The organism is Bacillus cereus group sp. BfR-BA-01381 (assembly GCF_022663555.1).
GTDB classification, from domain to species: domain Bacteria; phylum Bacillota; class Bacilli; order Bacillales; family Bacillaceae_G; genus Bacillus_A; species Bacillus_A pacificus.
Genome location: NZ_JAKUFR010000026.1, coordinates 47,580 through 58,895, shown reverse-complemented (window position 1 = coordinate 58,895; position 11,316 = coordinate 47,580). Strand labels below are relative to the sequence as shown.

The window sequence follows — 11,316 nt, the reverse complement described above, 5'->3', positions numbered from 1 at the left end:
GGAGGATTTGAATTATGTCGACAAGTCAAATGCTGAAAGGGATTTTAGAAGGATGCTTACTTGCTATTATTTCTGAAGGTGAAATATACGGTTATGAAATGAGTGAGAAGCTAGCAAAGTATGGCTTTACAATGGCAAGTGAAGGAAGTATTTATCCGTTATTAATACGAATGCAAAAGGAAGGGCTAATAACAAGTGTAATGAAGGAATCTCCATCTGGCCCAAAGCGAAAATATTATACATTAACAGAAAAAGGCGAGGAAGCACTAGATGAATTTATGGATCGCTGGGAAGCGATGCAAAGTAGTGTGGAGCGTCTACTTGAAGGGAAGGGGAGAAGAAAATAATGCTATCAAATGAAGCGCGAAAGTTTTTATTAGATATGAGATTGTTTTTGACTGCAAAGGGTATGAAAGAAAGCGATATGGAAAGCTTTATTGAAGACGCAGAACTTCATTTAATAGAAGGTGAGATTGATGGAAAAAGCGTAGAAGAAATTTTCGGAAGCTCACCGAAAGAATACGCAAATGAACTTGTAAAAGTGATGGAAAGAGATAGACAGGAAACGTGGAAGCAAATTGGTTTTACAGTAATGAATATCGTATCGTTTTGGATTATTGCTTCTATCCTAATAGTGAATAACGGATTATTACAGTTGTCACTGATTCAGTGCGTGGGGTATAGTTTGTCATTGATTTTAGTTGTTATAGGTCCTAATTTTCTACTTCGCAAAATGACCTTCGTAACAAGTTTTACAAAAACGTGGTTTTCTATGTGGTTTTTAGTTATGATCGCGCCAATGTTTTTAATGGGAGTTGTTACAGTATTAGATGTGATCTATCCTACAAAACTGTTTACATTCACTCAAATGCAAAGTTATATATTAGCTGGTGGGATTTTTATTATTACAGTAGCAATAAATATATATTTTGATGGATGGTTTAAAAACTTATATTTAATCATTCCACTTTCAATTATGTTACTGTTTAAAACATTTACATCAGAAGATCTTGTGCCGATGTTATTTCAAATTATATGTTTATACGGAAGTTTGTTTATTTTAATTTTCCTTGAAATTATGATGAAGACGAATAGAAGAGAAACGGTTTAATAAAGGAGGGATTATTATGAAGATTTCTAAAGAAGGGGAAAAGTTTTTAATTGATACGAAAGTATATTTAATAACAAAAGGAATGAAAGAAGAAGATGTGGATGCCTTTCTAGCAGATGCAGAACTTCATTTAATAGAAGGTGAGAAAAAGGGAAAGACGGTAAGCGATATATTTGGTGATTCGCCAAAAGAGTATGCGGAAGAATTGGCGAAAGAGATGGAGAAGGATAAAAGCGGGAGTATAAAGACTATTTTAGGGATGATAATTGGAATAGGTGGATATTGGCTACTTACAAATATTTTATTTGAAAGTCCGAATCATGAATTTACATTAACGAATGTACAATTGATTGGATACCCAATTGTTTTAATGATTACGATTGTAGGAATTATATTTGCTTTTAAGATTTCATCATTTAAGAGCAAAATAAAAGAATTTAGCATTATTTATGTAGCAGCTTTGTTACCAATTTTATTACTAGTATTATTATTGTTTATGAATAAATGGTATGGAACACCAGTATTGCAATTAACGACTATGCAAAGTTATATACTAGCTGGAGTTATCTTATTAGTACTGTTAATTGGGGAGGCGTACATACTTGGTTGGATTGGGATATTAGCTGTTATTGTCCCGCTATTAATTATGTTTGTATTTAAAGAATTAGGGAAGCAAAACCCGTATTTGGGAATGTTAGAGCCTTTACTTCTGTACGGAAGTTTATATGGATTAATGAGATGGTCTTTAAAAATTGAAGAGAGAAAAAGTGTAAACTAGTTGAATGCTAATTTTTATTAAGAGGAAAACAAACATGCAAAGTATATTTCTAGGTATATTGTCTATTATATTTTTAGGTTTAACAATTTTGGGGCTATATACTACCTTTTCAAAAAAGGTACACGATAATTATTTCGATACTTTATTAGATGATACATCGGGTTATGTTTGTTCTTCGGCTTAATAGGTAAAGGGCTGCTCTGGATATGCAAAAAATTATTTCCAAAGAAATATTATATAGAGATTTTTAGAGTAATTGTATTTATGTTTAGTTGTATATTTGCATCCGTTGCAGCCGGAATTTGGTTTATTGATTGGAATATATTGTTTTAAACAGTAACAAAGTCGTTACTGTTTTTTTCTTTGCAATAAAGCACTTTGTAAAGAGAGTGCTTTTTGTTCGTTCGTTAATAGGGATTGAATATGGACATTTTCAGGACGAGGTACGATAGGGTACATAAGATTTGTTGGAGAAGGATGGTGCTCGGAGCCAGTTGGGGAATGAGGATCAGCGTGAGTAAGTTTTCCGTGAACACGTCTTGTAAATAAAATATGACCGATTTCGTGAGCGAGCGTATATATATTTTTCATGGGGGCAGCTGAATTTGTTAAAACGATATAGCCAGTAAGTTGCTGTTGTTTCGCTAAAGAGTAAGCACAGGCAATGACTGCTGTTTCTTTGAAATAATCACTGCCAATATAACAAATATAAAGGTCGCATTCAGGAGCTTCATTTACACATGTTTGGAAAAAGGATGCTAATTTTTCCTGACTTTGAATAGAATTTTTATAACTAATTTCGCGGTCAGAAAAACGAAAAAGTTCATTTAAAATAATTACTTCTTTAATTTGAAATGTAATCGGGTGCCAAATTGACTCTGCAACTGCTAAATCTTTTGCGATACGATCATTAGAAATATCGGCGCCTGGCGTAATGCAAATACATATATTGACGTATGGATCCATAAGGAACACCTCAACTGAAAAATTCTTCCTATAATATATGTTGGGAAAAGACTCTATGTATGGATAACCGCCTTGTTTATTACAAGTCGAAAAAATTTCATAGTTCTATAACGTAGTGTGATCATCTTTTTGATATAGTAAAGAAAAGGGGGAGAATATATGTATACATTAAAAATCGTTTCAGACAGAGAAGCTCTTTATCAATTTGCAAGTTATGTAAGAGTTGTACAAGGGGTGGAAGATGTATATGTAGAGGTGGGAGAACCTTTATATGAACATCCATTAATGAAATTTTATGTACATATTAAGCTTGAGGAAACATATGAGCAACAGAAAGCGTTACAAGAAATAGCACGATTAGTAGAATTAGGGCGTTTTACATATGTCCATTATCGTAATGATGAAATTGAAGAAGCTTTTGAAGCTGTAAAATATGAAAGTTTTAAGAAATAAAGTGAAACTTTAATCAGTGGGGGGGCTTCATCTCCCGCTGATTATTAGTTGAACGCCCGCCCCCCACCTAACTTCTTTGCTTTCGCTGAATTTTGAGGTGGGGGTCTTACTGCCCATTAAAGCGGGATAAAGGTGAAAAAAGGAGGCGAAAGCTTCCTTTTTTTCTTTAAAATTACATCAACAAAAGGAGAAAAATTTTGTTATGATAAGGAAGGGTGAGGAAAGGAGAGTTTACATATTGGGGTATATTGAAGAGTTACGCAAAGTCGTTGGTACAAGGCCGCTTATTCTAGTAGGGTCAGCAATTATTATCTTAAATGATAATCAAGAAGTATTGCTTCAATATCGTTCAGATACATATGATTGGGGTGTACCCGGCGGGGCGATGGAGCTAGGAGAAACGACAGAAGAAACTGCTCGCAGAGAACTGTTTGAAGAGACGGGACTAAATGCGAAAATTATGCAATTTATCGGGGTTCTTTCGGGAAAAGAAGTGTACTTCCAATATCCAAATGGAGATGAAATTTTTAATGTCATACATCTGTATCAGGGGCATCATGTGAGTGGAGAATTAAGGCTTGACCATGAAGGATTACAGCTTCAATATTTTCCGGTAGATAAGTTACCGAATTTGAATAAAACAACAGAGAAGATTTTACAAAAATTCCTATATGCATTAACAGAATAGAAGGTTAATCCCTTCTATTTTTATTATATTAAATATTTTGATTTTTTAGTATGTTTATAGTATGATAGATGTAGACATACATCTTATGGAATTTCACCTAAAAACTGACTAGGGTACATAAGAGAGGGGCAAGTGCAAAATGCATAATGTTGTTATTACAGCTGCAGTTCGTTCGCCAATTGGAACTTTTGGGGGAGCGCTAAAAAATGTAACGCCAGTAGAATTAGCTGTTCCTGTACTTCAGGAAGCTGTAAAACGAGGCGGGGTAGAACCACACGAAGTTGATGAAGTAATTTTAGGTCATTGTATTCAAAGAACTGATGAAGCAAATACGGCGAGAACGGCTGCATTAGCGGCAGGATTTCCTGACACAGTTACGGGCTATACAATCCAACGCCAATGTTCTTCAGGTATGCAAGCAATTATGTCGGCTGCAATGCAAATTCAATTAGGTGTAAGTGAAGTTGTCGTTGCAGGTGGAGTAGAAGCAATGAGTTCAAGCCCTTATGCATTGAAACAACACCGCTGGGGACAACGTCTACAACACGGAGAAATTCGTGATACGGTGTGGGAAGTATTAGAAGATCCGATTCATCATATTATGATGGGGGAAACAGCGGAAAATTTAGTTGAACAATATGAAATTACAAGAGAGGAACAAGATGAAGTTGCGCTTCGCAGTCATACATTGGCGCTAAAGGCAATTGAGTCTGGATACTTTGACGATCAAATTGTTCCTATTACGATAAAAGAACGTAGAAAAGAAGTAGTATTTTCAAAAGATGAACATCCACGTGCTGATATTACAGCAGAAAAATTAGCTGGATTAAAACCAGCTTTCCGTAAAGACGGTTCAGTAACTGCAGGGAATGCATCTGGCCTGAATGACGGAAGCGCGGTTTTAGTATTAATGAGCGAAGAAAAAGCGAAAGAAAAAGGCTTACAGCCGTTAGCTAGAATTGTTGGATATTCAGTAGCTGGAGTAGATCCGAAAATTATGGGTATTGGACCAGCACCAGCAATTCGTAAAGGATTAGAAAAAGTAGATTGGTCATTAGAAGATGCAGATTTACTGGAAATTAATGAAGCTTTCGCTGCGCAATACTTAGCTGTAGAGAAAGAATTAGGTTTAGATCGTGAAAAAGTGAATGTAAACGGTAGTGGTGTAGGACTTGGACATCCAATTGGTTGTACAGGAGCTCGTATTACTGTAAGTTTAATTCATGAATTAAAGAGACGCGGATTAGAAAAAGGAATTGCCTCTCTATGCGTCGGCGGCGGTATTGGGGTAGCATTATTTATAGAAGCACTATAAAAAGAAGCAGCAATCGCTGCTTCTTTTTTTTAAGAATTAAATAAATGATGAAATAATCGATCACGATTTTCAAAGAAAAGCTTCGTCGTTTGGTAATGCTCGGTGTCTTCTAAGGCGGATTCGTGAATTCCTTCTTGTGTTAAAGAGTATATAGTGGATTCAGGATAAGCCATTAAAATAGGAGAATGCGTCGCAATAACAAATTGTGAACCTTGTTCCGCTAGTTCGTGCATTCGAATGAGCATAGAAAGTTGTCTCATTGGTGATAGGGCGGCCTCGGGCTCATCTAAAATGTATAAACCTTGTCCTGAAAAACGATTCATAAATAAGGAGAAGAATGACTCACCATGTGATTGTTCGTGTAGTGAGGTACCACCATACGAGTCAATAATTGGATTTCCACGTGCGTATGAATCGGTATCCATTTCATCAATATAAGAAGCAACGTTATAAAACGATTCAGCACGAAGAAAGAAACCGTCGTTTGGTGTATTGAAACTTTTGGAAATTCGAAGATATTCATGTAAAGATGAATGGGAATCGTTTGTGCTAAAGCGGAAATTTTTCGTTCCACCTTCTGCATTAAATCCTAAAGCAATTGCAATCGCTTCGAGTAATGTTGACTTACCCGTTCCGTTTTCTCCAATAATGAATGTTACATTTGGATGGAAAGCTAGTGATTGTAATGTTCGGATAGCGGGTAAGCAGTAAGGGTATGCGGAGAAACTAGGGATATTTTCTTTTTTTAATGTGACATTTTTTAAAAAAGGTACGTCAATCAATATATAAACCTCAATTCATAACGGATTTTGATTCTAAAAAGGCAGCAAATACAAGGGTAAGACAACTTGCAAATAGTATTGTATATTGAAGTGCGCCAAAGCCAAGCCCTTCCCAGCCGAAAGTCATCCTCTTCCATATAAAAATGAAAAGAACGCTCATAAAGCCAACGAAAGCGGGCGTGTATTTTATAATTTTTAAATGATTCCATAGAAAAAATCCAATGTATGTACTTAAAAACAAGGTAAAGAGAACAAGAAAAAAGACAAGTGTTAATGACACATGAATCCCTCCTTATTTTCTGAATATTTCATGTGGATTATATCATTTAAACTATCATATTCCAATGTGAAAATAAATATTGCATGGAGATTATTCATGTCGTTATGATAGTATGTAATCTATTGTAATTCTGAAAAGGAGCTAAAACATGCCGTTTACATTTGCACATCCAGCAGCAGTTCTTCCTTTTGTGAAAAAGCATTCTAAACATATTTCAGTAACGGCTCTTATATTAGGGAGTATGGCGCCTGATTTTGAATATTTTTTACACTTTAGACCGTATGGTATTATTGGCCATACATGGCTTGGGTTCTTATATTTAAATTTACCACTTGTATTTCTGCTCGCATATATGTATCACTACATTTTAAAAAAGCCGTTTATAACGCATTTACCTAAACCATTTGCTGGCTATTATACATATACAGTAGACAAGAGGTGGGGGCTTCATACATGGGAGGAGCTTTTTGTATTTTGCTATTCAGCAGTATTCGGTATGTTAACGCATATTGTTTGGGATGCATTCACTCATAAGACAGGCTATTTTGTTATGAAAATACCATTATTGCAAAGAGAATTACATAGTATTCCAGTGTATAAATATATGCAACACGGGAGTACATGTGTCGGTTTATTATTGCTATTGTACGTACTATGGAAGTATAAAGATGAAACAGGAAAAGATATGATGATAGCTTCAGAAAAAAGAAAGTATTGGATTTCGGCAATCATTGTGGCAGTTCTTATATTTGTCGTTCACGCTTTCGTAGATCCCTATTTTCATATTTTCCAAATAGGGGGTATAATAGTATCTGGACTGACAAGTTCGTTTTGTGGACTTCTCATTGTTTCTATAGTTTACAAAGCAAAGGACTAATTAATATTAATGAATGATAGTGTTAGGAGAAATTATATGATGAAAGCATGGAAAAGTATTTTTGTTTTATGTAGTTTTCTTCTTATGTTAAGTGGTTGCTTCCATCAAGAAGAAAAGAAAGCTGAACCGAAGAAGAAAGAATCTATTCCTGAAACAAAAGAATATGGTGGGCGTGAGCTGAAAAAAGTAGGACAAAAAGTGAAAGAAACAGGATGGGGTACTTTTAAATTAGAACAAATTCATTCTGTGAATCAAACATTTGAAGTAGCACCAATGAAAATTCACGTACAAGATGTGAAAGTAATCTCTTTATCGCAGATGAGTAAAGATGCAAAAAATACATTAAAAGTATATACGGCATTAACTCCTGAAGAAGTAAAGCGTAGATTAGGAGATAAAGTCAGTCAAGAAGATGCGGAGTTATATGCATCGCTAAGTGGTACAGAGATTAGTGATACGATTCGTTACGTTGAAATTACATATAAGGTGGAAAATAGCGGGAATAAAAATATACAATTTTTCTCTATGAATGATGTTGCGATTAATGATAAACAACATTTTAAAGTAGCAACGCAAAACTTTTTATATGATGAAGATACGCTCGTTGGTACAAAAAATGTATCAAGGGAAGACTATAAGCCTGGTGAAACAAGAGATGGTATTATCGGCCTAATACTTGATGATGGAAAAGAAAAGGTAAAGGATATTAAATTTACAACAGATAATGTAATCGCAGCAGATACAGAAACGCAAGATGTTGTAAAAGAGCCACAAACTTTTAACATCTCACTTTCTGAGTAAGTTGTTTTTAAATATATGCAAGAAAAAACAGTCAGCGCTCAAACTATTATGCTGACTGTTTTTTCTGTTCCTCTATGTATGAATCTACACTTTGAAAAGGCACCTTAATTTTAAACGCATCTTTTTGTTCATTAAATTGCTTTTCATTATAGGGGCCAAAACGTTTATTATGCTTTACGTCAATAATCCAATAATGCTCGCTTTTTTTATTTGCAATTGCTGCGTCAGGATTATTCGGATCTGACTTTTCCTCAGTTTGTTTTGCAATAATGTATTTATCATCCCAGGCTATGTCTGTAATTTTTGCAGGAATGTATTGTGTGGCATATACAGCATCTTGCGTGGGGAAAAGTTCAAATGCATTTCCAGAAGTACGTATGAGCTCGTATTCATCGTTAATCGTATATGTTATATGATTTGTATTTCCAGCACAACCGGCTAATAGGAATGCGACGAATAGGATTATCCATTTTTTCAATATGGGAACCTCCTTTACAATGCTGTTGTAACACATTGTACAAGAAAAGTAAGAGAAACGCTAGTTTACAATGTTTTTTAGAAGTGGTACGATGAGACGGGTAAAGAAGGATATGAAGGAGTCGACATAAAAATGAAGTTAAAGATGCATCGTCCAGCGCTTGTAATGAATCGCATAGGTGCCTCCCTAATTGACATGTTTTTAATCTCGGTTATGTATGGTGCAGTAGTAGCTGTTATGACTGGAAATTATAGTGCTATTTTTAATCGCTTTAATATTAGTTTTGGCGATTATAGATATGATCTTGCAGTAGTTTTTATATTAATGGCGATATATTTTATTTTGCTACCCTTTATTTGGAACGGTGTAACACTTGGTAAAAAGGTAACGAGAATAAAATTAATTTCATTGAAGAGTGAAAAGTTAACATTACAAACATTAACGATTCGATTTTTTGTATTGTTATTACCGAACATATTACTGCTTGGAATTCCGATATTATGTAACGTATATATGATGTTATTCCGCAAAGATAATTGTGGTTTTCAGGATTTAATTACAAAAACGAAAGTGATAAGTCTTGTATAACAAAAAGAGACCTTTTTATATAAAAAGGTCTCTTTTTGTTATACAAATATATTTTAATGGATATATAATAGGGAAAAAGTTAATCTATATCATTTTTGAATTAAATAGATTGAAAATTAAGAAAATGTTATAATGATTAAAATAATATGTTTATATAATAAGGGGGAAATTGAAATGACTGGAGGTAGCGTAATCTTTTGGGGGATTTTAATTTTCATCGGTTTAGTTTTCGATCAGCGTAATAGTAAGAAAAAAGAAGGAGTAAAAAAGTAACCGCTTACAAATGAATAAGCAACTTTTCTTGCTTGCAGACTAATCTCATAAAGGAGTATACTGAATGACGGTAAGACTTATAGAAGGGGTAATGAAAATGAAGCTTGCAGGAAAAGTTGCTATCGTAAATGGCGGTGGCATCGGTATTGGACGTAATACAGCTCTTTTGTTGGCTAAACAAGGCGCAAAAGTAATTGTGACGGACATCGATCAAGAAAGTGGACAAGCAACAGTGGAGGAAATTACGAATCTAGGCGGAGAAGCACTTTTTGTATCCTATGATATGGAAAAACAAGGAGATTGGCAACGCGTAATCAGCATTACTTTGAATGCATTCAGTCGCATTGATATGCTTTTTCAAAATGCTGGTTTATATAAAATAGATTCTATATTTTCACGCCAACAAGAGAACGATTCCAATGTACTTTGTATTAATGACGTATGGATAGAGATAAAACAATTAACGTCATCTTTTATGAAACAGCAAGAAGAAGTGGTGCTAAGTGACTTACCGATTTTCGGTATTATTAGCACGAAAGGACAATCATTTCATACAGTAGAAGCCCTCGTATAATAGTGAAAACCGCCCTCAATATATGTGGACGGTTTTTTTGTATGAAAATTATTTTTTAACGAATGCGTTGTTCGTTTTGACTATCAAAGAAATGCGCTTTATTCATATCAAATGCTAGTTTAATTTGGTCACCAGGTGAAAATGTATGTCTTGCATCAACACGTGCTGCAAAATCTTGATTTCCAAGTTTCGTATATAAAATAGATTCAGCACCTAATAACTCAGCAACTTCAATTTTTGTTGTGAAGGCAGTAGATTGTGAAGCTTCTAAAAATAATAGTTCATCATGAATGTCCTCAGGACGAATACCTAAAACAATGTCTTTATTTACATAGCCTTGTTCACGTAATATCTTCATTTTTCCTTCAGTTACTTTAATTTTTGCAGCATTGTCTATAACGAAATCGGTTTCAGTTAATTTACCACGGAAGAAATTCATCGCTGGAGAGCCGATAAATCCACCAACAAAAATGTTTTCAGGTGTTTCGTATACTTCTTTTGGAGTACCGATTTGTTGAATTTTTCCGTCTTTCATAACAACAAGACGAGAAGCCATTGTCATCGCTTCAGTTTGATCATGCGTTACATAAATTGTTGTCGTTCCAAGGCGGTGGTGTAACTTAGAAATTTCTGAGCGCATTGCAACACGTAATTTAGCGTCTAAGTTAGATAATGGCTCATCCATTAAGAACACTTTCGCGTCTCGAACGATTGCTCTCCCTAACGCAACACGTTGACGTTGTCCACCAGATAATGCTTTCGGTTTTCTATCTAAATATTGTTCCAGTCCTAAAATTTTTGCTGCATCTTTCACACGACGATCAATTTCATCTTTTGGTATTTTTCTAAGTTTTAATCCAAATGCCATATTATCATATACACTCATATGTGGATATAGAGCATAGTTTTGGAAGACCATTGCGATATCGCGATCTTTTGGAGGGACATCATTCATTAGCTTACCATCAATTGAAAACTCTCCTTTTGAAATGTCTTCAAGTCCAGCCACCATTCGTAATGTTGTAGATTTTCCGCATCCAGAAGGACCGACAAATACGATAAATTCTTTATCTTGAATGTGTAAATTGAAGTCTGTTACAGCTGTTACGTTATTATCATATATTTTATAAATGTTTTCTAATTTCAGTTCTGCCATGGTATTTCCCCCTAGAAATAATTATGCAAACGTTTTCTTTGAGTTCATTATAAACGAATAGATTCAAAAAATAAACAAAAAAATAAAACGTTTTCATAAATTGGAAGGATATTAGTAAATTTCGTATGTTTTCTTAGAAAAATAAGAATAAAAGTTGTAAGCGCTATTTTAAATTAAGATAGAATCTGTTATCATT

General features: G+C 34.5%; 16 protein-coding genes and 1 pseudogene. 12 read left to right on the top strand and 5 right to left on the bottom strand.

Features of this window, described 5'->3' with window-relative positions; all coding sequences use genetic code 11:
• The first annotated feature begins 14 nt into the window (after positions 1-14).
• The 4 genes and pseudogenes from MR079_RS11630 to MR079_RS11615 all read left to right on the top strand — a co-directional run bounded on the left by MR079_RS11630 (position 15) and on the right by MR079_RS11615 (position 2,222).
• Entirely contained in the window at positions 15-347 is a 333-nt protein-coding gene (locus MR079_RS11630; protein ID WP_000107977.1) for a PadR family transcriptional regulator, read from the top strand.
• Positions 347-1,111, top strand: a complete 765-nt coding sequence (locus MR079_RS11625) for a DUF1129 domain-containing protein (RefSeq protein WP_242294003.1) — start codon at positions 347-349, stop codon at positions 1,109-1,111. Before MR079_RS11630 ends, MR079_RS11625 begins: the two co-directional genes overlap by 1 nt.
• A gap of 16 nt (positions 1,112-1,127) precedes the next feature.
• Positions 1,128-1,889, top strand: coding sequence for a DUF1129 domain-containing protein (locus MR079_RS11620; protein ID WP_242294002.1), 762 nt, complete (start codon positions 1,128-1,130; stop codon positions 1,887-1,889).
• A gap of 34 nt (positions 1,890-1,923) precedes the next feature.
• Positions 1,924-2,222 (top strand): annotated as a pseudogene (locus MR079_RS11615) (DNA-binding protein).
• Between the two features lie 15 nt (positions 2,223-2,237).
• Here MR079_RS11615 and MR079_RS11610 read toward each other — a convergent pair.
• Positions 2,238-2,855, bottom strand: coding sequence for an ImmA/IrrE family metallo-endopeptidase (locus tag MR079_RS11610; protein ID WP_000371624.1), 618 nt, complete (start codon positions 2,853-2,855; stop codon positions 2,238-2,240).
• 159 nt (positions 2,856-3,014) lie between these two features.
• Here MR079_RS11610 and MR079_RS11605 point away from each other — a divergent pair, with 159 nt between their 5' ends.
• The 3 genes from MR079_RS11605 to MR079_RS11595 all read left to right on the top strand — a co-directional run bounded on the left by MR079_RS11605 (position 3,015) and on the right by MR079_RS11595 (position 5,311).
• Positions 3,015-3,308 carry a DUF3928 family protein gene (locus MR079_RS11605; protein ID WP_000288328.1) on the top strand — a complete coding sequence of 98 codons (294 nt, stop codon included), beginning with the start codon at positions 3,015-3,017 and terminating at the stop codon, positions 3,306-3,308.
• Between the two features lie 238 nt (positions 3,309-3,546).
• A complete protein-coding gene (locus tag MR079_RS11600) occupies positions 3,547-3,996 on the top strand; it encodes an NUDIX hydrolase (protein ID WP_000540524.1) in 450 nt (149 codons plus the stop codon).
• 139 nt (positions 3,997-4,135) lie between these two features.
• Positions 4,136-5,311: an acetyl-CoA C-acetyltransferase gene (locus MR079_RS11595; RefSeq protein WP_000552083.1), complete on the top strand. Its 1,176-nt coding sequence runs from the start codon at positions 4,136-4,138 to the stop codon at positions 5,309-5,311.
• A 29-nt stretch (positions 5,312-5,340) separates the two neighbouring features.
• Here the strand turns inward: MR079_RS11595 and MR079_RS11590 are convergent, their stop codons facing one another.
• The gene (locus tag MR079_RS11590; RefSeq protein WP_139866842.1) at positions 5,341-6,093 is read right to left on the bottom strand and encodes an AAA family ATPase; all 753 of its coding nucleotides are present in this window, start codon (positions 6,091-6,093) and stop codon (positions 5,341-5,343) included.
• Between the two features lie 10 nt (positions 6,094-6,103).
• Positions 6,104-6,373, bottom strand: a complete 270-nt coding sequence (locus MR079_RS11585; RefSeq protein ID WP_139867109.1) for a hypothetical protein — start codon at positions 6,371-6,373, stop codon at positions 6,104-6,106.
• Positions 6,374-6,521: 148 nt separating this feature from the next.
• Here MR079_RS11585 and MR079_RS11580 point away from each other — a divergent pair, with 148 nt between their 5' ends.
• Positions 6,522-7,250: a DUF4184 family protein gene (locus tag MR079_RS11580; RefSeq protein WP_139866843.1), complete on the top strand. Its 729-nt coding sequence runs from the start codon at positions 6,522-6,524 to the stop codon at positions 7,248-7,250.
• 36 nt (positions 7,251-7,286) lie between these two features.
• Positions 7,287-8,051: a hypothetical protein gene (locus tag MR079_RS11575; protein WP_000973891.1), complete on the top strand. Its 765-nt coding sequence runs from the start codon at positions 7,287-7,289 to the stop codon at positions 8,049-8,051.
• 46 nt (positions 8,052-8,097) lie between these two features.
• Here MR079_RS11575 and MR079_RS11570 read toward each other — a convergent pair whose 3' ends face one another.
• Positions 8,098-8,529 (bottom strand): DUF3997 domain-containing protein, encoded by a 432-nt coding sequence (locus tag MR079_RS11570; RefSeq protein ID WP_139866845.1) that lies wholly within the window; start codon positions 8,527-8,529, stop codon positions 8,098-8,100.
• A gap of 132 nt (positions 8,530-8,661) precedes the next feature.
• On the opposite strand from MR079_RS11570, the gene MR079_RS11565 reads away from it, so the two are divergent.
• The 3 genes from MR079_RS11565 (at position 8,662) to MR079_RS11555 (ending at position 9,964) form a co-directional block, all read left to right on the top strand.
• Positions 8,662-9,117, top strand: a complete 456-nt coding sequence (locus MR079_RS11565) for an RDD family protein (RefSeq protein WP_000769088.1) — start codon at positions 8,662-8,664, stop codon at positions 9,115-9,117.
• Between the two features lie 174 nt (positions 9,118-9,291).
• On the top strand, positions 9,292-9,390 hold the full coding sequence (locus MR079_RS11560) for a hypothetical protein (RefSeq protein ID WP_000145657.1): 99 nt from the start codon (positions 9,292-9,294) through the stop codon (positions 9,388-9,390).
• A 64-nt stretch (positions 9,391-9,454) separates the two neighbouring features.
• Complete coding sequence (locus tag MR079_RS11555) at positions 9,455-9,964, top strand: SDR family NAD(P)-dependent oxidoreductase (protein WP_139866847.1); 510 nt, start codon at positions 9,455-9,457, stop codon at positions 9,962-9,964.
• 55 nt (positions 9,965-10,019) lie between these two features.
• On the opposite strand, the gene MR079_RS11550 is transcribed toward MR079_RS11555, so the two are convergent.
• Positions 10,020-11,120 carry an ABC transporter ATP-binding protein gene (locus MR079_RS11550; RefSeq protein WP_139866849.1) on the bottom strand — a complete coding sequence of 367 codons (1,101 nt, stop codon included), beginning with the start codon at positions 11,118-11,120 and terminating at the stop codon, positions 10,020-10,022.
• Positions 11,121-11,316: the final 196 nt, after the last annotated feature.

What these genes read in the sequence shown, in the direction of transcription:
- MR079_RS11580 (WP_139866843.1), top strand. Translation starts at nt 6,522, where the DNA reads ATGCCGTTTACATTTGCACATCCAGCAGCAGTTCTTCCTTTTGTGAAA.
- MR079_RS11565 (WP_000769088.1), top strand. Translation starts at nt 8,662, where the DNA reads ATGAAGTTAAAGATGCATCGTCCAGCGCTTGTAATGAATCGCATAGGT.
- MR079_RS11595 (WP_000552083.1), top strand. Translation starts at nt 4,136, where the DNA reads ATGCATAATGTTGTTATTACAGCTGCAGTTCGTTCGCCAATTGGAACT.
- MR079_RS11620 (WP_242294002.1), top strand. Translation starts at nt 1,128, where the DNA reads ATGAAGATTTCTAAAGAAGGGGAAAAGTTTTTAATTGATACGAAAGTA.
- MR079_RS11550 (WP_139866849.1), bottom strand. Translation starts at nt 11,120, where the DNA reads ATGGCAGAACTGAAATTAGAAAACATTTATAAAATATATGATAATAAC.
- MR079_RS11610 (WP_000371624.1), bottom strand. Translation starts at nt 2,855, where the DNA reads ATGGATCCATACGTCAATATATGTATTTGCATTACGCCAGGCGCCGAT.
- MR079_RS11625 (WP_242294003.1), top strand. Translation starts at nt 347, where the DNA reads ATGCTATCAAATGAAGCGCGAAAGTTTTTATTAGATATGAGATTGTTT.
- MR079_RS11560 (WP_000145657.1), top strand. Translation starts at nt 9,292, where the DNA reads ATGACTGGAGGTAGCGTAATCTTTTGGGGGATTTTAATTTTCATCGGT.
- MR079_RS11575 (WP_000973891.1), top strand. Translation starts at nt 7,287, where the DNA reads ATGATGAAAGCATGGAAAAGTATTTTTGTTTTATGTAGTTTTCTTCTT.
- MR079_RS11555 (WP_139866847.1), top strand. Translation starts at nt 9,455, where the DNA reads ATGACGGTAAGACTTATAGAAGGGGTAATGAAAATGAAGCTTGCAGGA.
- MR079_RS11605 (WP_000288328.1), top strand. Translation starts at nt 3,015, where the DNA reads ATGTATACATTAAAAATCGTTTCAGACAGAGAAGCTCTTTATCAATTT.
- MR079_RS11630 (WP_000107977.1), top strand. Translation starts at nt 15, where the DNA reads ATGTCGACAAGTCAAATGCTGAAAGGGATTTTAGAAGGATGCTTACTT.